The sequence below is a fragment of the Nocardioides marmotae genome (assembly GCF_013177455.1).
In the GTDB taxonomy this organism is placed as follows: Bacteria; Actinomycetota; Actinomycetes; order Propionibacteriales; family Nocardioidaceae; genus Nocardioides; species Nocardioides marmotae.
In genome coordinates this window covers 3581794-3605157 of record NZ_CP053660.1, presented here as the reverse complement: position 1 = coordinate 3605157, position 23364 = coordinate 3581794, and the positions used below count along the sequence as shown (strand labels likewise).

At 73.9% G+C, this 23364-nt stretch carries 16 protein-coding genes; 6 read left to right on the top strand and 10 right to left on the bottom strand.

Going from position 1 to position 23364, the window contains the following annotated elements; translation table 11 throughout:
• Positions 1-90: 90 nt before the first annotated feature.
• The 3 genes from HPC71_RS17065 (at position 91) to guaA (ending at position 5485) form a co-directional block, all read left to right on the top strand.
• The gene (locus HPC71_RS17065; protein WP_154614628.1) at positions 91-1713 is read left to right on the top strand and encodes a succinic semialdehyde dehydrogenase; all 1623 of its coding nucleotides are present in this window, start codon (positions 91-93) and stop codon (positions 1711-1713) included.
• The gene (locus tag HPC71_RS17060) at positions 1713-3479 is read left to right on the top strand and encodes a GMC oxidoreductase (protein WP_154614629.1); all 1767 of its coding nucleotides are present in this window, start codon (positions 1713-1715) and stop codon (positions 3477-3479) included. The genes HPC71_RS17065 and HPC71_RS17060 overlap by 1 nt, the downstream gene beginning before the upstream one ends.
• A 413-nt stretch (positions 3480-3892) precedes the next feature.
• Positions 3893-5485, top strand: coding sequence for a glutamine-hydrolyzing GMP synthase (gene guaA, locus HPC71_RS17055; protein WP_154614630.1), 1593 nt, complete (start codon positions 3893-3895; stop codon positions 5483-5485).
• Between the two features lie 29 nt (positions 5486-5514).
• On the opposite strand, the gene HPC71_RS17050 is transcribed toward guaA, so the two are convergent.
• From HPC71_RS17050 to HPC71_RS21115, 3 genes are all read right to left on the bottom strand, one after another.
• On the bottom strand, positions 5515-6381 hold the full coding sequence (locus tag HPC71_RS17050; RefSeq protein ID WP_171896964.1) for a TIGR03619 family F420-dependent LLM class oxidoreductase: 867 nt from the start codon (positions 6379-6381) through the stop codon (positions 5515-5517).
• Positions 6382-6412: 31 nt separating this feature from the next.
• Positions 6413-7501, bottom strand: coding sequence for a serine hydrolase domain-containing protein (locus HPC71_RS17045; protein ID WP_171896963.1), 1089 nt, complete (start codon positions 7499-7501; stop codon positions 6413-6415).
• Positions 7502-7648: 147 nt separating this feature from the next.
• Positions 7649-7792 (bottom strand): GPGG-motif small membrane protein, encoded by a 144-nt coding sequence (locus HPC71_RS21115; RefSeq protein ID WP_223124171.1) that lies wholly within the window; start codon positions 7790-7792, stop codon positions 7649-7651.
• 166 nt (positions 7793-7958) lie between these two features.
• Here HPC71_RS21115 and HPC71_RS17040 point away from each other — a divergent pair, with 166 nt between their 5' ends.
• Positions 7959-9347 (top strand): hypothetical protein, encoded by a 1389-nt coding sequence (locus HPC71_RS17040; RefSeq protein ID WP_154614631.1) that lies wholly within the window; start codon positions 7959-7961, stop codon positions 9345-9347.
• A gap of 149 nt (positions 9348-9496) precedes the next feature.
• Here the strand turns inward: HPC71_RS17040 and HPC71_RS17035 are convergent, their stop codons facing one another.
• The 5 genes from HPC71_RS17035 to HPC71_RS17015 form a co-directional block, all read right to left on the bottom strand.
• Positions 9497-11572, bottom strand: coding sequence for a serine/threonine-protein kinase (locus HPC71_RS17035; protein WP_154614632.1), 2076 nt, complete (start codon positions 11570-11572; stop codon positions 9497-9499).
• Between the two features lie 124 nt (positions 11573-11696).
• On the bottom strand, positions 11697-14276 hold the full coding sequence (locus tag HPC71_RS17030) for a bifunctional FO biosynthesis protein CofGH (protein ID WP_154614633.1): 2580 nt from the start codon (positions 14274-14276) through the stop codon (positions 11697-11699).
• A gap of 76 nt (positions 14277-14352) precedes the next feature.
• Positions 14353-16485 (bottom strand): MMPL family transporter, encoded by a 2133-nt coding sequence (locus tag HPC71_RS17025; RefSeq protein WP_154614634.1) that lies wholly within the window; start codon positions 16483-16485, stop codon positions 14353-14355.
• An 80-nt stretch (positions 16486-16565) separates the two neighbouring features.
• A complete protein-coding gene (locus tag HPC71_RS17020) occupies positions 16566-17225 on the bottom strand; it encodes a DUF2238 domain-containing protein (protein ID WP_154614635.1) in 660 nt (219 codons plus the stop codon).
• Positions 17226-17339: 114 nt separating this feature from the next.
• The gene (locus tag HPC71_RS17015; protein WP_154614636.1) at positions 17340-18488 is read right to left on the bottom strand and encodes an acyl-CoA dehydrogenase family protein; all 1149 of its coding nucleotides are present in this window, start codon (positions 18486-18488) and stop codon (positions 17340-17342) included.
• An 86-nt stretch (positions 18489-18574) separates the two neighbouring features.
• Here HPC71_RS17015 and HPC71_RS17010 point away from each other — a divergent pair, with 86 nt between their 5' ends.
• The gene (locus tag HPC71_RS17010; RefSeq protein ID WP_253943759.1) at positions 18575-19270 is read left to right on the top strand and encodes a MerR family transcriptional regulator; all 696 of its coding nucleotides are present in this window, start codon (positions 18575-18577) and stop codon (positions 19268-19270) included.
• 82 nt (positions 19271-19352) lie between these two features.
• Here the strand turns inward: HPC71_RS17010 and HPC71_RS17005 are convergent, their stop codons facing one another.
• Both HPC71_RS17005 and HPC71_RS17000 read right to left on the bottom strand, forming a co-directional pair.
• Entirely contained in the window at positions 19353-20390 is a 1038-nt protein-coding gene (locus HPC71_RS17005) for an LLM class F420-dependent oxidoreductase (RefSeq protein WP_154614638.1), read from the bottom strand.
• Positions 20391-20438: 48 nt separating this feature from the next.
• Positions 20439-22565, bottom strand: a complete 2127-nt coding sequence (locus HPC71_RS17000) for an acyltransferase family protein (RefSeq protein ID WP_171896962.1) — start codon at positions 22563-22565, stop codon at positions 20439-20441.
• A gap of 124 nt (positions 22566-22689) precedes the next feature.
• Between HPC71_RS17000 and npdG the strand changes: the two genes are divergently transcribed.
• Positions 22690-23361, top strand: a complete 672-nt coding sequence (npdG, locus tag HPC71_RS16995) for an NADPH-dependent F420 reductase (protein WP_171896961.1) — start codon at positions 22690-22692, stop codon at positions 23359-23361.
• The last annotated feature ends 3 nt before the right edge of the window (positions 23362-23364 follow it).

Sequence of the window (23364 nt, the reverse complement as noted above, 5' to 3'; positions counted from 1 at the left end):
GCCCGGGTTGACAACTCGGGCCCGTGTGTACAGTCCCACATTTGTGCCCGAGCGGTAGTTCGGGAGACTGCGGTCACATACCCTCGGTACATGAGCGCCTCCTCTCCGTCCCCGTCCGGCGGCCCGCTCGTGGAGGGGCCCCGCGACCCCGAGCACGAGCCCGGCGCGACGTACGCCCTCGAGCCCGAGTACGTCGCCTCGCTGACCCGCCGCATCGTCGCCACCTCCGGCGAGGACCACGCCGTGTACTCGCCCCTCGACGGGGCCCCGCTCGCGCACGTGCCGCAGAGCAGCGACGCCGACGTGGCCGCGGCCTTCGCGCGGGCCCGTCGCGCCCAGGTCGCCTGGTCCCGCACCAGCCTGGACCAGCGCGCCGCGATGCTGCTGCGCCTGCACGACCTCGTGCTCGACCGCCAGGACGAGATCACCGACCTGATCGTGCTGGAGTCCGGCAAGGCGCGGAAGCACGCCTTCGACGAGACCCTCCATGTCGCGATGACCGCGCGCTACTACGGCCGCACCGCGCGGCGCCACCTCGCGACCCGGCGCCACCCGGGCGTCATGCCGGTGCTGACCCGCGTCGACGTCAACCGGGTGCCCAAGGGCGTCGTCGGGATCATCTCGCCCTGGAACTACCCGTTCACCATGGCCCTGGCCGACGGCCTGCCCGCGCTGCTCGCCGGCAACGCCGTCGTCGCCAAGCCCGACTCCCAGACGATGCTCTCCGCGCTGCTCGGCGCCCAGCTGCTCGAGGAGGCCGGCTTCCCCGCCGACGTCTGGCAGGTCGTGGCGGGCCCCGGCCCCCGGGTGGGCACCGGGATCGTCGAGCGCGCCGACTACGTCTGCTTCACCGGCTCGACCGCCACCGGCCGGCTGATCGCCCGCGGCTGCGCCGATCGGCTCATCGGCTGCTCGCTGGAGCTCGGCGGCAAGAACCCGATGCTGGTCCTGCGCGACGCCGACCTCGAGCGCGCCGCCGAGGGCGCGGTCCGCGCGACGTTCTCCAACGCCGGGCAGCTGTGCGTCTCGGTCGAGCGGCTCTTCGTCGCCGACCAGGTCTACGACCGCTTCGTGGACCGGTTCGTCGCCCGCACCCAGGCGATGACCCTCGGCGCGACGCTGGACTGGGACAACGACATGGGCTCGCTGATCTCCCAGGCGCAGCTCGACGCGGTCGTCCACCACGTCGAGGAGGCGGTGGCCAAGGGCGCCCGCGTGCTCACCGGCGGCCGGGCCCGGCCCGACCTGGGCCCCTTCGTCTACGAGCCGACGATCCTCGAGGGCGTCACGCCGGACATGGCCTGCTTCCAGGACGAGACGTTCGGCCCGGTGGTCTCGCTCTACCGCTTCCACGACGAGGCCGACGCGATCGCCCGCGCCAACGAGGGCGTGTACGGCCTCAACGCCTCGATCTACAGCCAGGACGGCCCCCGCGCCCGGGCCATCGCCCGGCACGTCAAGGCCGGCACCGTGAACATCAACGAGGCCTTCGGTGCCGCGTTCGCGAGCATCGACGCCCCGATGGGCGGCATGCGCCAGTCCGGCGTGGGTCGCCGGCAGGGTGCCGAGGGCATCCTGCGCTACACCGAGACCCAGTCGGTCGCGACGCAGCGCGGGCTGCCGATCGCGCCGGTGCTCGGGATGTCCGACGAGCGGTTCGCGAAGGTGATGACCGCCAACCTCCGCCTGATGAAGAAGCTGGGACGTGCCTGATGACCGACCGTGACCCCCAGACCGCCGCCGCGCAGGGCGCCGCCGGGAACGACGCCGGCCACGACTTCGACGTCCTCGTCGTCGGCTCCGGCTTCGGCGGCTCGGTGGCCGCGCTGCGGCTGACCGAGAAGGGCTACAAGGTCGGCGTCCTCGAGGCCGGCGCGCGGTTCCGCGACGAGGACTTCGCCGAGACCAACTGGGACGTCAAGCGCTACCTGTTCCGCCCGGAGGTCGGCTGCTACGGCATCCAGCGCATCGACGCGCTGCGCGACTGCCTCATCGTCTCCGGCGCAGGTGTCGGCGGCGGGTCGCTGGTCTACGCCAACACGCTCTACGAGCCGCTGCCGGCGTTCTTCAACGACCCCCAGTGGAGCCACATCACCGACTGGAAGGCCGAGCTGGCGCCGTTCTACGACCAGGCCAAGCGGATGCTCGGCGTCGTGGAGAACCCGCTCCGCACCCCGGCCGACGACGTGATGGAGAAGGTCGCGGGCGAGATGGGCGTGGCCGACACCTTCCACCCGACCCCGGTGGGCGTCTTCTTCGGCGGCCCCGGCCAGGAGCAGGGCGAGAAGGTCGCCGACCCGTTCTTCGGTGGGGCCGGCCCCGAGCGCACCACCTGCATCGGCTGCGGCTCGTGCATGAGCGGGTGCCGCCACAACGCGAAGAACACCCTGGTCAAGAACTACCTCTACCTCGCCGAGCAGGCCGGCGCGAAGGTCCTCCCGCTGACGACCGTCACCCGGATCGCGCCCCGCGAGGACGGCGGGTACGACGTCCACGTCCGCTACACCAAGGCCAAGACGCCCCGCCGCTCGGCCGCGCGGGTGCTCACCGCCGACCAGGTCGTGCTCGCGGCGTCCGCGCTCGGCACCCAGCGGCTCCTGCACCGGATGAAGGACGAGGGCCACCTCTCCCGGATCTCCGACCGGCTGGGCTACCTCTCGCGCACCAACTCCGAGTCGATCCTGGGCGCGATCGCGCCGGACACCTCGATCGACTACAGCCAGGGCATCGCGATCACCTCCTCCTTCCACCCCGACGCCGACACCCACGTCGAGCCGGTCCGGTACGGCAAGGGCAGCAACTTCATGTCGCTGCTGCAGACCGTGCTGACCGACGGCGACGGCCCGGTGCCGCGCTGGCGGACCTGGCTGAAGGAGACCTGGAAGCAGCGGCGGAGCATCACCGACCTCTACGACCTGCGGCACTGGTCGGAGCGGACGGTCATCGCGCTGGTCATGCAGAGCCTGGACAACTCGATCACGACGTACACGAGGAAGATCCCGGGCACGAACCGGCGCTTCCTCACCTCGCGCCAGGGCCACGGCGTCCCGAACCCGACGTGGATCCCGGCCGGCAACACCGCGGTGCGCCTGATGGCCAAGGTCACCGGCGGCACGCCGGGCGGCAACATCGGCGAGCAGTTCAACATGCCGCTGACCGCGCACTTCCTCGGCGGCTGCGCGATCGGCGACTCCGCGGAGACCGGCGTGATCGACCCCTACCAGCGCGTCTACGGCCACCCGGGGCTGCACGTCGCCGACGGCTCGGCGGTCACCGCGAACCTCGGCGTGAACCCGTCGCTGACCATCACCGCCCAGGCCGAGCGGGCGATGGCGCTGTGGCCCAACAAGGGCGAGCAGGACCACCGGCCGGCCCTGGGCGCGGACTACCGGCGCATCGAGCCGGTCGCGCCCGCGGCCCCGGTCGTCCCCGACAGCGCCCCCGGCGCGCTCCGCCTCCCGATCGTCGGGGTCTCCTGACCCCGCCGCACCTCGCTGACCTGCGACGACAGGCCGGCAGCACCACGACGAACGGCCCGGTCCAGACCGGGCCGTTCTTCGTTGTTGCCACCGCGTAACCCGCCCCGGGGACGGTCGTTGAGGTGGTCAGACCCGGCAGTCATGCTCCCTCCCAAGAGTCGGGTCGTGGTCCAGGCACTGTCCAACAGCTGCGTGGACGATCAGGGCCCGGCCACCCTCCCTCCCCGGCCGGGCCCTGGTGCATTTCCCGTCCGGCGCCGCGGGTGCCCCTGCTGATGTAACGCACCGTTCGCTGCTCTTCCTGCACGCTGCAACGTGCAGGAAGAGTGGCGAACGGTGCGTTACAAGCCCCACCGCCCCTGCCGCCCCGGCCGCGGCGAGCAGGCCGGGAGGGCGCCGATAGGCTTCGACCCATGACGGCGGTGGGAGAGCACGACCTGGTCCTGGTGGTCGACTTCGGCGCGCAGTACGCGCAGCTGATCGCCCGGCGCGTCCGCGAGGCGCGGGTCTACTCCGAGATCGTGCCGCACACGATGCCGGTCGCCGACATGCTGGCCCGCAACCCGAAGGCGATCATCCTGTCGGGCGGGCCGTCGTCGGTGTACGCCGAGGGCGCGCCGTCGATCGACACGAGCCTGTTCACGGCGGGCACGCCGGTCTTCGGCATGTGCTACGGCTTCCAGCTGATGGCCCGCGGCCTCGGCGGCGAGGTCTCGCACACGGGCGCCCGCGAGTACGGCCGCACCGAGGTCACGGTCACCGAGCCGGGCACGCTGCTCTCCGACGTACCCACCTCCCACCGGGTGTGGATGTCCCACGGCGACTCCGTCACCGCCGCCCCCGAGGGCTTCTCGGTGCTGGCCTCGACGGCCGTGACGCCGGTGGCGGCCTTCGAGGACGTCGACCGCGGGCTCGCCGGCGTGCAGTGGCACCCCGAGGTGCTCCACTCCGAGCACGGCCAGCAGGTCCTCGAGCACTTCCTCCACTCGATCGCCGGCTGCCGGCCGACCTGGACGATGGTCAACATCGTCGAGGAGCAGATCGAGGCGATCCGCGCCCAGGTCGGTGAGCGCGGCCGCGCGATCTGCGGCCTGTCCGGCGGCGTCGACTCCGCGGTCGCGGCGGCCATCGTCCAGCGGGCGATCGGCGACCGGCTGACCTGCGTGTACGTCGACCACGGCCTGATGCGCCAGGGCGAGACCGAGCAGGTCGAGCGGGACTTCGTGGCCGCCACCGGGGTGGACCTGAAGGTCGTCGACGCCGAGGAGCGCTTCCTCTCCGCGCTGGCCGGGATCTCCGACCCCGAGGAGAAGCGCAAGACCATCGGCCGGGAGTTCATCCGCGTCTTCGAGGGCGCCCGCGCCGAGATCCTCGCCGGCTTCGTGGAGCAGAGCACCGCCGAGGAGGGCGACAAGGTCGCGTTCCTCGTGCAGGGCACGCTCTACCCCGACGTCGTGGAGTCCGGCGGGGGAGCGGGCACCTCCAACATCAAGTCCCACCACAACGTCGGCGGCCTGCCCGACGACATGGATCTCGAGCTGGTCGAGCCGCTGCGCACGCTGTTCAAGGACGAGGTGCGCCAGGTCGGCGAGCAGCTCGGCCTGCCCGCCGAGATCGTCCACCGCCAGCCGTTCCCCGGCCCCGGCCTGGGCATCCGGATCATCGGCGAGGTCACCCGCGAGCGGCTCGACATCCTGCGCCAGGCCGACGCGATCGCCCGCGAGGAGATGACCCGCGCAGGCTTGGACCGCGACGTGTGGCAGATGCCGGTCGTGCTGCTCGCCGACGTCCGCTCGGTCGGCGTCCAGGGCGACGGGCGCACCTACGGCCACCCGGTCGTCCTGCGCCCGGTGACCTCCGAGGACGCGATGACCGCCGACTGGGCGCGGCTGCCCTACGAGGTGATGGAGAAGATCTCGACCCGGATCACCAACGAGGTCGCCGACGTCAACCGGGTCACCGTCGACATCACCTCCAAGCCGCCGGGCACCATCGAGTGGGAGTGACCGCGGCCTGAGCCCCGGTCGCGGAGGCTTCAGCCGGCCATCGGGCGCAGGACGTCCTCGGCGAAGCGCGCCATGCCGTCGAGCTTCTGCTCCAGGGTCGCCTCGAGGCCGGTGTAGTAGGCCCAGGGCATCGTCATGCAGTCGGTGACCCCGCCGGCCTCGGCGCGCGCGAACTGCTCGGGCGTCACCGCGTCGGTCAGCGCGACGATCACCCGGAAGTCGCCGGTCGCGCCCGCCTCCGCCCGCACCTCCTGCAGGCGGGCGGCCCAGCGGAGCGCCTCGTCGGTGCGGTACATGTCGCCGACCCACCCGTCGTGGCGCGCGGCCCGGCGGAGCGCGGCCTCCGAGAGCCCGCCGACGTACACCGGGACCGGCGCGGTCGGCGTCGGCTCCATCACCAGCCGCGGCGCGGAGTAGTGCTCGCCCGCGAACTCCGTCCACCCCGGCTCCCAGAGCCGCTTGAGCAGGGCCAGCCCCTCGTCGGTGCGGCGGCCGCGGGTGCCGAACTCCTGCTCGAGCAGCTCGAACTCCTCCTCGCACCACCCGATCCCGACGCCCAGCGCGACCCGGTTGCCCGAGAGCACCGCCGCCGTGCCCACCGACTTCGCGACCTGGAAGGGGTTGCGCAGGGCCGGGACGTAGACCGAGGTGAAGAAGCGCAGCCGCTCGGTGACCGCGGCGAGCGAGCCCGCCAGCACCCACGGGTCGGGCCACGCGGCGTCGTGGCCCCAGCGGCGCGCGCCGTCGGGGGTGTAGGGGTACGGCGTGCGCAGCGTCTCCAGGTCGACGACGTGGTCGGGGATCGCGAGGGCGTCGTAGCCCAGCTCGTCGGCCGCCCGCGCGATCGCGGGCAGCTCGGGGACGGGCAGGAAGGCGGTGCTGATCGCGAAGCGCACGCGCCGCAGCCTAGGGGCGGACCAGTCCGGGCTAGAACCGGTTCCATCCTCGGCGGGCGCGGTCCAGCGCGACCGCGTCGACCAGGTCCGACCGGTCGGCGTCCCCCAGGCCACGGCTGACGTACGCCGCCCCGTAGCCGCCCGTGAGCGAGGTCCAGCCCGCGCACCCGCCGAGACCCCCCATCCCCACCTCGACCCGTGTGGGGGCCGGCAGCAGGTCGCGCTGGTAGCCCAGGGTCCAGGTCACGTCGCGGCCGAGCACCCGGTCGTGGCCGGTGGCCTGCCCGGTGGTCAGCGCCGCGTGCAGCGCGGGACCGAGCAGCGTCCCCACCGCGCCGCCGGGGTCGGCCAGGTCGGCCTGGAGCAGCGCGAGGCCCTGGGCGCTGGCGTGCAGGGAGACCGCGGGGAAGGAGCTCGTCCGCCAGGCCGGGCTGTTGACGACGGCGGGGTCGAGCAGCCCCGGCGGCCGGCCGAGGACCGGGCCCCACGCCGGGTCCTCGAGGTGGGCGGCGGGCCACGAGGGGTCCATCGGCACCACGTCGGCGACTCGGTCGAGGCCGGCCGGGTGCACCGCGAGGTGGAGGTCCCAACCGTGCGGGGCGACGATCCGCGCGAACCGGTCGGCCAGGGTCTCACCGGTCGCCCGCCGGACGATCTCGTCGCAGAGGTGGCCGTAGGTCAGGGCGTGCTCGGCGACGGCCGTGCCCGGCTCGTGCTCGGGGGCGGTGTCGGCGAGGAGCGCGACGAGGGCGGCGCGGTCGCCGGGGGAGAGGCCGGCCGCGGCCGGCGGGAAGGCCGGCTGGCCGGCCTGGTGGCAGAGCACCTGCCGGACCGTCGTGGCGCCCTTGCCGTGCGCGGCGTACTCCGGCCACACCGCGGCGACCGGCTCGTCGAGCTCCAGCAGTCCCTCGGCCACCACCGAGAGGACGGTGAGTGCCGCCAGCGGCTTGGCCACGGAGTAGCACAGGACGAGGGTGTCCGGGGTCCATGGCCGGGTCCCGTCCCGAGTGCCGGCCCAGGCCTCGTCGACGATCTCGCCGTCGCGCACCAGGCACGCCGCACCGCCCGGCTCGCGGCCGCTGCGGTGCAGCTCGGCGAGGACGTCGGCCAGCGTGCGCACGCCCCGACCCTAGAGCGGGCCGGTCCAGCGGGCCCTGGACACGCGAACGGCCGCGACGCGGCGTACGGCAACCTGGTCGCCATCCGCCGCGTCGCGGCCGAACGAGGGGTGCTCGAGCCCGGGCTCGTCATGAGCCGGGCTCGGCGGCTATCCGAAGAGGCTGTAGCCGCCCGGGCCGACCGCGAGGCCGACGATGACGAGCACGATGCCCCACAGCATCTGACCCTTGACGAGCTGGAAGATGCCCGCAATCACCAAGATCACGGCCAGGATCCAAAGGATGAAACCCATTGTTGTGCTCCTTCTGTAGTCGGGGGAGTGGAGGGAGCACGGAGCAGTTACCCGCAGGTGGTCCGGACCATGCGTTTCCCCAGGTGTGAGCCCGGGTAGAGCCGCTTCGGGCGACCCGACCGGCCGCCCTCCACCCAGATCGCTCCCCCACATCCCGAGGTTGTAGATGCGAAGAACCGTCATCGGCGCCGCCGGCGCCGTCGTCCTGGCCCTCTCCGTGCTGCCGGGTGTCGCCGTCGGCGCGACGCGCGTGGACGGCGACCACTTCCAGTCCGCCGGCCTGCGGCTCGCGGTCCGCGACTGCGTCGACCCGGGCGCGGCGCCGGGGCGGGCGCCGGGCTTCCGCGTGGTGCGCAACAAGCCGAACTCCGGCAAGGCCAGCATCGCGTGGCAGCCCTCCAGCACCGGCACGGCCGTCGGCGCGACCGCGTACGCCGGTCGCCCGACCCAGCTGAGCACCTTCACCATCCGGCTGCGCACGACCGCCGCGCAGAGCCAGGGCATCGCGTCGGTCCGGTACGACCCGCCGAACGACGACGGTTACTGGATCGGCACCTCGGACCTGATCACCGACCTCAACCCCGACGAGAAGCCGGACTGGCGCACGATCGACGGGGCCGCGCTCACCTACTCCTGGCGCCACTACACGCCTGCGGGCGTCGAGGACGCGACGTCGTTCCCGACCGACCTGCAGTCCTTCGCGCAGCTGCGCGGCGGCGACGGCGAGGGCGCCCGGATCGGCTTCCTCTTCGGCTGCGACGGCAATCCCTTCCAGGTCGACCGGCTCGTCGTCCGCTCGGGCGGGCCGCTGAAGACCTATGAGTTCGAGGCGATCAAGACCAACGCCTCCCTGACGCGGGGCACCGGGCGCGGTCGCACCGTCCGCGTGATCTACGGCGAGAAGGTCAACCTCGTCGGGCGGGTCCGCGAGGCGATCGACAACGACGCCGTCGCCGGCACCTACGTCCTCGCCGCGAAGGGGCCGGGGGAGAAGAAGTTCCGCAAGGTCGCGAGCAAGAAGGTCGGCAGCGGCGGCGTGATGCGGACCAAGGTGCAGCCGGCCAAGGCCACGGTCTACCGGCTCTCCTACCCGCGGTCGACCAAGCACGAGGCCTCCTCGACGAAGCTCAAGGTCCTCGTCCGCGTCAACGTCACCGCCTCGCTCGCCCAGCGCAAGATCCGTCAGGGCGAGCGGCTGACCATGCGTGGCCGGGCCCTGCCGGCTCGCCGCGCCGCCATCCAGCTGCAGAAGTACGTCGGCGGCAAGTGGCGCACCGTCAGCCGCGGCCGGACCGCCGCCAACGGCTCCTACGCCATCTCCGCGACCTCCGCGCGCATCGGCACCAGCTTCTGGCGCGTGTGGGTCACCGGCGGCGCCGGGAACATCTCCGGTGCCTCGGTCGCCCGCAAGCTGACCACGGTCGTCCCGCCGAGCAGCGGTGGCGGCGGCGGTGGCGGCGGTGGCGGCGGCGGCGGCGGCGGCAACCCGACGCCGACCGACCCGACGCCCCCGCCCCCGACCGAGCCCCCGCCGCCCCCGCCGCCGGGCTCCTGACCCCCGTCAAGCACGACACGCCCCCGACCGGACTCCGGTCGGGGGCGTGGTGCTTCCCGGGCGGGGCAGGCCGCGGCGCGGCCAGGTCAGGCCGGGTCAGGCCGGGCGGGGCCGGGCGGGGCCGGGGCAGGCAGCGGCGGGGTCGCGGCTCAGGGGTAGGCGACGCGGGCCCGCACGCGGACCCCGTCGACGACGAGGGTCACGACGCCCTCGTCGCGGGCGACCTTCGCGAGCCGCGGCACGCGGCCACGCCCGTCCTGGCCGACCGGCACCGGGACGCAGTCGACGCCCTGCTCGCACCACTCGCCGACCTGGGCCGACGACAGGCGCGGGACGGGGCGGGTGCCCGAGGCGAAGCCGGCCACCTCCACGCCGTACCAGACGCAGGGGTAGGTGTAGCCCGCCGCGCTCGTCGTGCACGGGCCGGGGGTCCGGACCAGCCGTACGACGCGGGCGTCCGAGGTCGCGCAGTCGCGCTCGACCTTGCTGGTGGCAGTGGCGCCGCCGGCGGACTCGGCGACCGTGCGGACCCGGACGCAGACCCGCTCGCCGCCCTGGGGGGTGTCCACGGTGAAGCGGGCATCGTCCAGCGTCTGCCAGCCGTCCCCGCGGTCGTACTCGGTGGTCTGCACGACGTCACCGCCGGGCTCGGCGGCCTCGCGGATCCTGACGGTCACCGAGCGGTAGCCGCCCCGCGCCTCGACCCGGGGGGCCTTCGGGGTGGGCGGGGCGACGGCGGTCGGGCTGGGGCTGGTGGTGGCGGGGTCCGTCGCCTCGGTCGCGACGGTCGGGGTCGGGTCGCCCGCGGCGGGCTCGTCGTCGTCGCCGCCGGTGGCGGCGTCCACGGCGAAGGCGGTCACCGCGACCGCGGCCACGAGACCGGCCGCGGCGAGCGCCGCCAGGCCGCCCCGCCGGCGCCGCTCGCGGTCGACGGGGGTGGCGCCGCTTGGGCCGTCCTCGGGACCGCCCGAGGAGCCGCCTGACCCGGAGCCGCCCGAGCCGTCGCCGGAGGCGATCGCGGGGGCGACCACCGGGGCCGGGGTCACCAGCTTGCGGGCGACGGTGCTGCCGGCCTGGGGCTCGTCGTGCGCGTCACCCGTGGCCGAGGACGAGGGGGCGGAGGGCGGGCTGGAGGAGGAGGGGGGCGTGGCGGCCGCGGCCGCGCCGGCAGCCGCCGCACCGCCGAGGGCGGCGATGGTGGGCTTGACCACGGTGCGGTCGTCGTCGGGCTCGGGAGCGGCGGCCGGAGCAGCCGCCGGAGCAGCCGCCGGGGCAGCGACCGGGGCGGCCGCCGGGGGAGCGGCGGGGAGGGTGGACAGCGGCGCCGCGGCCGGGTCGTCGGCCCCGGTGATCGGGCCGGGCGGGGGGAGCCGGCCGGCGTCGATGTCGCGGATGATCGAGAGCAGCGCCTCGCGGAGGTCGGCGGCGGACTGGACCCGCTGCTCGGGGTCCTTGTGCAGCGTGCGGGCCAGGACCTCGTCGATCCGGTCGTCGACCGGGTGGCCGGTGCCCAGGGCGGGGGTCGGCGAGTTCACGTGGCTGTTGATCATCTGGAAGTCGGTGCCGGAGTACGGCGCGTCGCCGGCCAGCACCGCCCACAGCAGGCAGCCCATGGAGTAGACGTCGCCGCGCTCGTCCGCGGGGTGGCCGAAGTGCCGCTCGGGCGCCATGTACGCCGGGCTGCCCACCAGCGTGCCGGCGCGGGTCAGCCCCTCCTGGTCGGCGGCGTTGCCGTCGAGGGCGATGCCGAAGTCGGCGAGGTAGGGGATCAGCCCCTCGGGCCGGTTCCACAGCAGCACGTTGCCGGGCTTGACGTCGCGGTGGATGACGCCGGCGGCGTGGGCGTCGGCCAGGGCCTCGCAGGTCTGCGCGACGAGCGAGAGCGCCGCGCGGCGGTCGAGCGGGCCGTGGGTCTGGAGCCAGGTGCGCAGGTCCCCGTCGGGGAAGAGCTCGGTGACGAAGTAGACGGTGTCCTCGGTCTCGCCGTACTCGTGGATGCCCACGATGTTGCGCGAGCGGATCCGGGCGAGCACCGAGGCCTCGCGGGCGAACCGGGCGTGGAAGTCCTCGCGGTCGGGCAGCGAGGGGAGCACGATCTTGAGCGCGACGGAGCGGTTGAGGACCTTGTCGACGGCCTCGTAGACCACGCCCATGCCGCCGTGGCCGATCCGACGCACGATCCGGTAGCGACCGTCGTACTCGTCGTCGACCTTCGGGTATCCCATGCCTGCCCTCGCCCGGGCTCGGGCGGCCCGCCGCGGGGAGTTTACCGGGCCGCGGTCCCCGGCAAACCCCGGATGGCGAGGTCGCCCCCGAGCGCCCCCCGAGCGGCCCCGAGCGGCCCCCGCGTCAGGTCCGGCGGGCGTACGTCGTGGTGCGCTCGAGGACCGGGCGGCCGATCCCGGCGCCGATCTCGACCAGCTCGGCGACCGTCTTGGCCGACCCGTGCTCGGAGCCGGCCATCCGGGAGATGGTCTCCTCCATCAGCGTCCCGCCGAGGTCGTTGGCGCCGGCGCGGAGCATCGCGCGGGTGCCCTCGACGCCGAGCTTGACCCACGAGGTCTGGATGTTGTCGATGCGCCCGTGGAGCAGGATCCGCGCCATCGCGTGGACCGCCAGGTTGTCGCGCAGGGTCGGGCCGGGGCGGGCGACGCCGGCGAGGTAGATCGGCGCCGAGGTGTGCACGAACGGCAGCGGCACGAACTCGGTGAACCCGCCGACCCCGGCCTCGCGGGCCCGGTCCTGCACGCCGGCCAGGACCCGGAGGTGGCCGACCCAGTGCCGCGGGTTGTCGACGTGGCCGTACATCATCGTCGAGGTCGTCGGGATCCCGACGCGGTGCGCGGTGCTGACGATCTCGACCCAGGTGCGCGCGGGCAGCTTGCCCTTGGTCAGCACCCAGCGGACCTCGTCGTCGAGGATCTCCGCGGCGGTGCCCGGCAGCGAGCCCAGCCCGGCCTCGCGGGCCTTGATGAGGAAGTCCTCGATGGACAGCCCGGTCCGGGCGGTGCCGTTGACGACCTCCATCGGGCTGAAGGCGTGGACGTGCATCTCGGGCACGCGCTGCTTGACCGCCGAGACGAGGTCGAAGTACGCCGTCGCGGGCAGCTCGGGGTCGATGCCGCCCTGCATGCACACCTCGGTCGCGCCGAGGTCCCACGCCTCCTGGGCGCGGTCGGCGACCTCGTCGAGGGAGAGGGAGAAGGCGTCGGCGTCGGTGCGGCGCTGGGCGAACGCGCAGAACCGGCACCCGACGTAGCAGACGTTGGTGAAGTTGATGTTGCGGTTGACGACGTAGGTCACCTCGTCGCCGACGACCTCGCGGCGCAGGTCGTCGGCCAGCCGGCAGACCTGCTCGAGGAGCGGGCCCTCGGCGGTCATCAGGGTCAGCGCGTGCTCGTCGGAGAGCCCGCCGGGGTCGGCCTCGGCGGCCGCGAGCGCCTCGCGGCCCTCGCTGTGCAGGACCGCCGGCGCACCATCGACCAGCCCGGTGGTCGACGCGGCGTCGCGCACGGAGTCCCAGTCGCCGTAGACGTCGGCGAAGTCCGAGCGCCGGTCCTCGGTGCGGCCGCCGTCGGGGCCCTCGCGGTCGACGGCCTCGTGGAGGTCGGTGCGCCCGGCGCTGGTGAACCCGCCGTCCGGCTCCTGCCACGGCAGGCCGGTGGGGCGTACGCCGGGGCGCGCGAGGCCGTCGGGCGCGGCCAGGGCGGCGACGTGCCCGGCCACGCGGGGGTCCAGCCAGGGCGCGCCGCCGTCGAGGGCGGCGCGGACGTACTCGGGGTGGACGGTGAGCCGCGCCTTCAGCTCGAAGCCGGCCTCGGCGCTGATCGCCCGCAGCCGCTCCAGCGAGGGCCAGGGCCGCTCGGGGTTGACGTGGTCGGGGGTGAGCGGGGAGACGCCGCCCCAGTCGTCGACGCCGGCGTCGAGCAGCGCGCGGCACTCCGCGGACCCCTGGGCGTGGTCGACCAGGTTCGGCGGGGCCTGCACCCGGGCCTTGGGGCCCAGCACGATGCGGGTGACCGCGATGGCGGCGCGGTACTCGTCGAGGTCGAGGTCGTCGGTGTGCCGCATCGCGGTGTCGGGCTTGGCCCGGAAGTTCTGGACGATCACCTCCTGGACCGCGCCGTAGGCGCGGGCGGTGGCGCGCAACGCGAAGATCGTCTCGGCGCGCTCGGTGAGCGTCTCGCCGATCCCGACGAGCAGCCCGGTGGTGAACGGGATCGACAGCCGGCCCGCGTCCTCCAGCACCCGCAGCCGCACCGCGGGGTCCTTGTCGGGCGAGCCGAAGTGGGCCAGCCCCTTGGTCTCGTGCAGCCGGGTGGAGGTGGTCTCGAGCATCATCCCCATCGAGGGGGAGACCGGCTTGAGCCGGTTCATCTCCTCCCAGGACATGACGCCGGGGTTGAGGTGGGGCAGCAGCCCGGTCTCCTCCAGCACCCGCACCGCGAGCGCCCGCACGTAGGCCAGCGTCGAGTCGTAGCCCTGCTCGTCCAGCCAGGCCCGCGCCTCGGGCCAGCGGTCCTCGGGCCGGTCGCCGAGGGTGAACAGCGCCTCCAGGCAGCCCAGCTCCGCGCCCTGCCGGGCGATCTCGAGGACCTCGTCGGGGGAGAGGTACGGCGCGCGGCCCTCGCGGGCGGCCTGCCCCGGGGTCTCCACGAACGTGCAGTAGTGGCACCGGTCGCGGCACAGCCGGGTGACCGGGATGAAGACCTTGGGGGAGTACGTCACCACGCCGGCGCGGCCGGCGGCGACGAGCCCGGCATCGCGGACCTTCGCGGCGGCCGCGCACAGCCGGTCCAGCTCGGGGCCGGTCGCCGCGAGCAGGGCGGTCGCCTCGGCCACGTCCAGGGCGGCGCCGCGCTCGGCGCGCGCGAGGGCGCGGCGTACCTGCTGCGGCATGGGGCGGGGGTCCGCGGTCTCGACGTCCATCGTGCTCAGGCTAACCGCCGCGGGGAAGGCGGCGGTCGGCCAAGGCCCGGCCGGGGCCCGGTCCGGGCGGTGGAGGTCAGACCCCGACGCGGGGGTCCTCCCGGACCGGGGCCGGGGTGTCCCGGTCCCGGTCCCGGCGGGCCAGGGCGCTGGGCCACCAGATGCGGTCGCCGAGGTCGAGGTTGAGGGCGGTGACCAGCACCGAGCGGACCACCATGGTGTCCAGCAGCACCCCCAGGGCGACGGCGACGCCGAGCTCGACGAGGAAGACGAACGGGATCGTGGCGAGCATCAGGAACGTCGCGGCGAGCACCAGGCCGGCCGAGGTGATCACCCCGCCGGTGGACCGCAGCCCGATCAGCGCTCCTTGCCGGGTGCCGTGGAGGACGCTCTCCTCCCGCACTCGGGTCATCAGGAAGATGTTGTAGTCGATGCCCAGCGCCACGAGGAAGACGAAGGCGAAGAGCGGGAACCCGGGGTCGGCGCCGGCGAAGCCGAAGACGTAGTCGAAGAGCAGGGTGGAGATCCCCAGCGCGGCCCCGAAGGAGAGCACCACCGTGGCGATCAGCAGCAGCGGTGCCGCGACCGCCCGGAGGAGGCCGATGAGGATGAGGAGGACCACGACCAGCACCAGCGGCATGATCACCCGGCTGTCGCGGTCGCTGGCCACCTGGGTGTCGAGGTAGACGGCCGAGCCGCCCCCGACCAGCGCGTCGGCGCCACCGACGTCGTGGACGGCCGTGCGGGTCGACGTGACGACGTCGAACGCGGCGCCGGAGGAGATGTCGTGGTCGACGGTCGCCTCCACGTAGGCGCGCTCGTCCGAGACCGGGCGGGGCTCGCTGGGGCGGCCGAGCCCCTCGACGTCGGCCATCGCCGCGAGGACCTCGTCGATCTGGTCGGTGTCGGCGACGACCTGGGCGGTGTTCGAGCTGTCGAGCAGGCCGTGCTCGACCAGCACCCGCTGCCCGCGGACGGAGTCCAGCTCCTCGGTGTAGGTGTCCTCGGTCGAGAGGCCGGAGGTGTCCAGGCGCAGCACCCCCAGGCAGGCCACGGCCAGCGCTGCCGCGGTGAGGACCCACACCCGGCGGGGCCGGGGCTCGATGGCGCGCCCCACCCGCGCCCACAGCCCGGTGGCGGTCGGCTCCCGGGACCCGGCGAGCGGACGTCGGGGCCAGAAGACCCACCGCCCGGTGATGACCAGCAGGGCGGGCAGCAGGGTGACCATGACCAGGAACGTGACGGAGACCCCGATCGCGAGCACCGGCCCGAGCCCGGCGGTCGAGTTCAGCTCGGCCACCCCCAGGCAGAGCATGCTGACCACGACGGTCGCCGCGCTCGCGAGGATGGCCGGGGCCGCGCGGTGCAGGGCCACGGCCATGGCGGCGTGCCGGTCGTCGTGCCGGCGCAGCTCCTCGCGGTAGCGCGCCACGAGCAGCAGCGCGTAGTCCGTGCCGGCCCCGATGACCAGGATGCCGAGGATCGCCTGGCTCTGGGCGTTGACGGTCAGGCCCGCGTGCGCGGCCAGCAGGTAGACCACTCCGCCGGAGACCGTGTACGCGACCGCCGCGCTGAGGATCGGCAGGAGCCAGAGCGTGGGGCTGCGGTAGGTCAGCAGCAGGATCACGATGACCACCGCGAAGGTCACGACCACCAGGTTGGTGTCGATGCCCTCGAAGGCCTCCGCGGAGTCGGCCGCCTGTCCGCCGTACCCGGCCAGGTGCACCGTGCCGCCGTCCAGCGCGGCGATCGAGCGGAGCTCCTCCGCGGCGTCGGGGATGGCGTTCCAGCCGTCGTCGCCGAAGTTGAGCGTCAGCGTCGTGACCGCGACCTCGCCGTCCGGGGAGAGGCTGTCGAACCCGGCGGCCTCGGCCGTCCGCGCGTCGACGACCTTGCCGCTCACGCCGTCGACGTCCGCCATCGCGGCGGCCTGCTGCTCGATCGCGCCGAGGTCGGCGTCGGTGAGGCCGCCGTCGCGCTGGTAGACCACCAGGGTCGGGATGTCGTTCGGGTCGACGGTGCCGGCCAGCTCCTCGGAGACGCGGGTGGACTCCGCGCTCTCCGGCAGCCAGGACGCGGCCTCGTTGTCCTGGACGTCGGTGAGCTTGGCCGACAGGCCCGCGGAGACCACGAACGCGGCGATCCAGGCGAGCAGGACGAGCCAGGAGGTGACGCGGCCGGTGAGGCTCCCGGCGATGTGCTGGCGCATGACGAAACTCCCTCGGCAGCAGGTGCGCTAGGGAGAAAGGACCGGGGCCGGCCCCCGAAGTCATCGCTCGAGGCGGCGGGCTACCCCACGGCGCGGGCGGAGGCCGCCGCGTGCTCGAGCTGCGGCGCGGTCGAGCGCAGGCGCCCGGCGGCCCAGGCGCGGTGGACCACGCCGGCGGCGACGACCGCGCCGAGGACGCCCAGGACGAGGTCGCCGAGGGTGTCGGCGTAGGCGTGGCGGCGCTCGGAGTGCCGGCTGAGGAACGCGGCGTACTCCGCGAGCTCCCAGGCGATCGCGGCGGTGGCGGCGAAGGCCAGGGACCGCTCGACGACCGCGCCGAGACCGGCGCTGCGGTGCATGGTCAGCAGCAGGACCGCGGCCGTGAGGAGCCCGAGGTTGACGAAGTGCATCCAGTCGTCGAACCACACGATGCGGTTGTAGAGGTCCATCCGGTTGCCGAGGGTGTCGCTGAAGCAGGTGAGGGTCACCAGCAGGTCCGGGAGCCAGGGGAACGACGCGCGCTCGCGCCAGTAGAAGAACCAGACGGCCGGGATCGAGAAGGCGAGGAGCGGGTAGCCGATCGCGCGGGCCTCGGCGCCCTTGCCCTCCAGGCCGCTGGCCTCCGGGTGCGCCAGGGCGAGGCCGAGCAGCAGGACGAGCAGCGCCTTGGCGCCGACGTCGAGGCTGCGGACCACGCCCGGGGTGTCGTACCGGACGGCTGTCACGACCTCGCTGCTCACTACCTCACGCTATCGATCGGGGATGCCACCGGGCGGGTGGGGGTACTGCGGGCGGTTGCCCGGACCCGCCCGGGGCCGGGGCCCCGGGCAGGTCGGGCTGTCGGTCGGGTCGCCTCAGATGCCGAGGCTGCGGCCGATGATCTCCTTCTGGATCTCGGTCGTGCCGCCGTAGATCGTCTGGATCCGGCTGTCGACGTAGGCCTTGGCGATCGGGTACTCGTTCATGTAGCCGTAGCCGCCGTGGAGCTGGACGCCCTGGTCGGCGAACTTCTTCTGCAGCTCGGTGGTCCACCACTTGGCCATCGACGCCAGCGCGGTGTCGACCTTGCCCTCGTTGAGCTTCATGACGCAGTCGTTGACGAACAGTCGGGCGATGTGGGCCTCGGTGGCCATCTCGGCCAGCAGGAACCGGTTGTGCTGGAACTTGCCGATCGGCTTGCCGAACGCTTCGCGCTGGGCGGCGTACTCCAGGCACAGGTCGAGGATGTGCTCGATCGCGGAGATCGCGATCGCGGCGATCGAGACCCGCTCCTGGGGCAGGTTGACCATGAGCGAGATGAAGCCGGAGCCCTCCTCGCCGAGCAGGTTCGCCTTGGGGACCACGACGTTGTCGAAGAAGAGCTCGGCGGTGTCCTGCGCCTTGAGGCCCATCTTGTCGAGGTTGCGGCCGCGCTCGAAGCCCTCCATGCCGCGCTCGACGACCAGCAGGCTGATGCCCTGGTGGCCGGCCTCGGGGTTGGTGCGGGCGACCACGATCACGACGTCGCTCATGATGCCGTTGCTGATGAAGGTCTTCGACCCGTTGAGGACGTAGTGGTCGCCCTTGTCCACGGCCGTGGTCTTGATGCCCTGGAGGTCCGAGCCGGCGCCCGGCTCGGTCATCGCGATCGCGGAGATCAGCTCGCCGCTGGCCAGGCCCGGGAGCCAGCGCTGCTTCTGCTCCTCGGTGCCGAGCTGGCTGATGTAGGGGACGATGATGTCGGTGTGGACCGGGAAGCCGAGCCCGCTCGCGCCGACCCGGGAGATCTCCTCCGCGACGACCATGTTGTAGCGGAAGTCCTTGATGCCCGGACCGCCGTACTCCTCCTCGACGTCGAAGCAGAGCAGCCCGGCCTCGCCGGCCTTGCGCCAGACCTCGCGGCTGACCTGGCCGTCCTTCTCCCACTGCTCGTGGTGCGGGACGACCTCCCGCTCGAGGAACGCGCGCGCGCTCGCGCGGAAGTCCTCGTGCTCCTGCTCGTAGATCGACGGCCGCTCGGGCATGGGGTCCTCCGGAAGTCCGTGGGGGTCTCGCTGTGTCAGCGCAACTGTGACAGCAGAACTGTCATCGAGCAAGGTAGAGTCTGCCCGTGACCCTGACCGTCGACGAGCTCGCGGCGGCCGTCGGCCTGACGGTCCGCACCACGCGCTACTACGCCAGCCTCGGCCTGATGCCGCCGCCGGAGCGGCGCGGCCGGGTGGCCTACTACGGCGACGAGCACCGCGCGCGGCTCGAGCTGGTCCGGGCGCTGCAGGACCACGGGTTCACGCTGCAGGCCATCGAGCGGGTGCTCGCCGGGCTGCCCGCCGACGCGACGGTCGAGGACCTCGCGCTCCAGCGCGCGATGCTCACCTCCTGGTCCTCCCAGCCGCGCGAGCAGCTGACCCGCGAGCAGCTGGAGGAGAAGGTCGGGCGCCGGCTCTCCGACCGCGACCTGGAGCTGCTGGTCACGCTCGGCTCGCTCGAGCAGGACGGGTCCACCTACGTCGCCCTGCCGAACCTCGGCGTCGGCGTCGAGCTGCTCGACGTCGACATCCCGCCCGGCAGCATGGAGGCCGCGAGCGAGGCGATCCGCCGGCACATGGAGGCGCTCGCCGAGGAGCTCACCGAGATCCTGCGCGAGCAGGTGCTGCGCCCCTACCGCCGCGAGGCGCACTCCGCCGAGGACGCCGAGCGGCTCGAGCAGACCGTCTCCCGGCTGCGCCGGCTCACCCTGGAGGCCGTCGTCACCGGCTTCCAGCGCGCCGCCAACGCCGTCATCGCGCGCTCGCTCGCGCGGGACTGACGCGGGACTGACGCAGACCGCCCCCGGTGCCCGCGGTCGACGCGGGCCGCCGGGGGCGGTTCAGGTGAGGGTCAGGCGGGGGTCAGGAGACCCACTCCTTGAGCTGGGCGACGGTGGCGGCGGGGTCCGGGCTGACCGGGGTGACCTGGAGGTTGGTGACGCCGGCCTCGGCGAAGGCGGCGATCCGCTCCTTGACGTAGGACTCCGGCCCGACGAAGTTGCCGGCCTCGAGCCACTCGAGCGGGACGAGCGCCTCGGCCTCCTTCTTCTTGCCCTCCAGGTAGAGGTCCTGGATCTGCTTGGCCTCGGCCTCGTAGCCGTACTGGCAGGCCAGGTCGTTGTAGAAGTTCTTGCCGCGGGCGCCCATGCCGCCGACGTAGAGCGCGTAGATCGGGCGGGCGAAGTCGAGCAGCGCCTTGGTGTCCTCTCCCTCGCCGATGGCGACCATGCCGCCGGCGGTGACCTCGAGCGGGGCCAGGTCGGCCGAGCGCTTGGCGGCGCCCTTGGCCAGCGCCGCGCCCCAGACCTGGTGGGCCTTCTCGGGCAGGAAGAGGTGGGGGATCCAGCCGTCGGCGATCTCGGCGGTCATCGCGACGTTGGCATCGCCCAGCGAGGCGACCCACAGCGGGACGGCCGGGCGCTCGGGGCGGGTGAGCAGCTTCAGCGGCTTGCCGAGGCCGAGGCCCTGGTCGGCGGGGAGCGGGAGGGTGAAGATCTTGCCCTCGTGCTGGAGCGGCTCGCGGCGCAGGCCCTGGCGCAGGATCGAGATGACCTCGCGGGTGCGGCCGAGCGGCTTGTCGTAGGGCAGGCCGTGGAAGCCCTCGATGACCTGCGGGCCGGACGCGCCGAGACCGATGACCGCGCGGCCGCCGGAGACGTTGTCGAGGCCGGCGGCGGTCTGGAGGAGCGCGCCGGGCGTGCGGGAGTAGACGTTGAGGATCGCGGCGCCGATCTCGAGGGTCTCGGTCTTCGCCGCGAGGTAGCCCATCAGCGTGGGGGAGTCGAAGCCGTAGGCCTCGGCGACCCAGACCGTGTCGAGGCCGGCCTTCTCGAGGGCGACGACCTGGTCGGCGGCCTGGCGCGGGTTCCCGTCGTACATCAGCGGCATCGAGAGCTTCATGCCGCTCACCCTGACACCGGTGCTGTCACCGTCACAAGGTGGGGGTGCTCACGAGCGGTCGAGCATGTGCAGCGCGCGGCCGAGCGCGCCGGCCAGCGACGCGGCGTACTCCGTCGTGAGGTGGTCGGTGTCGCGGTAGGTCAGCGTGCCGCCGATGACGACCGGGCAGAGGTCCTGGTAGCACAGCCACGGCGTCGGGTCGACGACCTCGGTGCCGGCCAGCCGGGCCGAGGTGACCGCGATGTCGCCGAGCCGCCGGGAGCGCTCGACGGGCACGAAGGAGCAGTCGGCGAGGTCGGGGGAGCCGGTGGTCAGGCAGGTGCCGGGGTCGTACGACGACTTGGGCACGTCCCGCAGGAGCACGACCCGGTCCGCGGCCCGGCCGAGGTCGGCGAACAGGTCGTCGTACCCGTCGGCGAGCAGCGGGGCGACCCGGTCGAGCGCCTCGTAGCGCTCGCCGCCGTCGAAGACCCCGTTGACCGGCGGGGAGGAGGTGACCACGACGAGGTCGGGGTCGAGGTCGGCGACCTGCTCCCCGACCCAGTCGTGGAAGTCGGTGCACTCGGTGAACGGGCGCTCGGCGTCGATCGGGGCGACGACGACGTGGGCGGCGGTGCACTGCGACATCACGAGGTAGTAGGCCGTCCAGCCGCCCTCCTCGGCGATCCGGTCGAAGGCGGGGATCCAGGCCCGGGCGTGGGAGTCGCCGATGAGCACGACCGAGCGGTCGGCGTCGAGGTCGCCGCGCGGGCACAACCGCCGCACGCCGGTGGCGTAGTCGCACTCGCCGACGTCGGCGACCGAGGCGCGCAGGTCCAGCAGGTCGGGGGAGAGGTCGCTCGGCACGGCCCGCCGCTCCCGGGCGGCGTCGACCGAGGCGCGCACGAGCGCGACGGTGCCGTCCGGGTCGTCGGGGTGGGTGGCGCCGTCGGCGGTGATCGCCGGGTTGTCCCCGGCCTCGGCCCGCTCCCCGGTCCACCACCAGGTGCCCGCGCCCGTCGCGGCGACCAGGGCGAGGCTGGCGGGGTAGAGCACCAGCGCGCGGCGCACGCCCAGGGCCCGCGCCGGTCGGCCGTCGCGGAAGGGCCGCTCGACGAAGGTGTAGGTCACCGCGGCGAGCGCGAACGCGGCCGCCACCGCCGCCGCCGACTCCCAGGCCCGCAGCGGCCGGCCGAGCAGGCCGGCCGGCAGCACGAGCGCCGGCCAGTGCCACAGGTAGAGGGAGTAGGACCAGTCGCCGATCGTGCGCAGCGGCCCCCACGCGAGCACGGCGGTCGTGACCGGCGCGGCCGCCCCCGCGCCGGCCACCAGCACGAGCGCGGTGCCGACGACGGGCAGCGCGGCGGCGTACCCCGGGAAGGCGGTGGCCCCGGTGATCACCACGCAGGCCACGGCGATCATCGCCAGGCCGGTGGCCGCCAGCGCGGTCGCCCCCGCGCGGCCGAGCCGGCGCAGCGCCGTCGCGGGCACCAGCGCGACCAGGGCGCCGAGGCCGAGCTCCCAGGCGCGCGTCAGCGTGGAGAAGTACGCCGCCGTCGGCTCCGCCGCGGTGTGCAGCACCGACCAGGCGAACGACGCCGCGGTCACCGCCACCAGCACGGCCGCGACGGCCCGTCGGGGCAGCCCCGCCGGGCCGCTCTCCTGCTGGCCGGAGCGCCGGCGGAGCAGCCGGGCCAGGCCCAGGCAGGCCAGCAGCAGCAGCGGCCACACGACGTAGAACTGCTCCTCGACCGCGAGCGACCAGTAGTGCTGGAGCGGGGAGACGCCGAGGTCGGAGGCGAAGTAGTCGACGCCCTGGCGCGCGAAGTGGATGTTGGCGGCGAACAGGGCGGCCCACGCGGAGTCCGCCACGACCTGGCGGGCGTCGAGGAGGCTGAACCAGGACAGCGCCGTCAGCACCGTCACCGCGGTCACGACCGTCGCCGCCGGCAGGATCCGCCGGGCGCGGCGGGACCAGAAGCCGAGCAGGGAGAAGCGGCCGTCGCGGTCGACCTCGCGGTAGAGCAGGCCCGCGATGAGGTAGCCGGAGATGACGAAGAAGACGTCGACGCCGACGAAGCCGCCGGGCAGCCAGGCCACCCCGGCGTGGGCCGCGACGACGACCAGGACCGCGATCGCCCGCAGCCCCTGGATGTCCCCGCGCAGCGCTCGCGCCATTCCGCCTGCCCCCGTCACGTCGCCCGGCAGGCTACCAACGGGCGGGCCCCCGCCCGGGTCACGCGCGACCCGGTGGGACGATGCCCACACACCCGCCTCCGGACCGGGAGCCGCGGGTCGGCCGAGCAGAGGGAGCACCAGCGTGACGACGTACCGCATCGCCGTGATCGGGGGCACCGGCCCGCAGGGCAAGGGCCTGGGCTACCGCTTCGCCCGGGGCGGCCACACCGTCGTGCTGGGCTCGCGCGCGGCCGAGAAGGCCGAGGCCACCGCCGCGGAGGTCACCGAGCGGCTGGCGGGCGTCGAGGGCGCCGGCACCGTCACGGGCGCCACGAACGCGGACGCCTGCGGCGAGGCCGACCTGGTGCTGCTCGCGGTGCCGTACGACGGCCACGACGAGCTGGTCGCCTCCCTGCCGCTGGCGGGCAAGGTCGTGATCTCCTGCGTGAACCCGCTGGCCTTCGACAAGCGCGGCGCGCACGGGCTGGTCATCGACGGCGGCGAGGGATCGGCGGCGGAGTCGGCGCAGCGGCTGCAGCCGGAGGCCACCGTCGTCGGCGCGTTCCACCACGTGTCCGCGGTGACGCTGTGGGGCGACGCGGACTTCCTCGACGGCGAGGACATCCTGGTCGTCGGCGACAAGGCCGAGGCCAAGGAGCAGGTCATGGAGCTCGCGGCCTCGGTCACCGGCCGGCCCGGCATCGACTCCGGCAAGCTCCGCCTGGCCCGCCAGCTCGAGCCGCTGACCGCGGTGCTGATCTCGATCAACCGCAAGTACAAGACGCACTCCGGCATCCGCATCCACGGGGTCTGATCC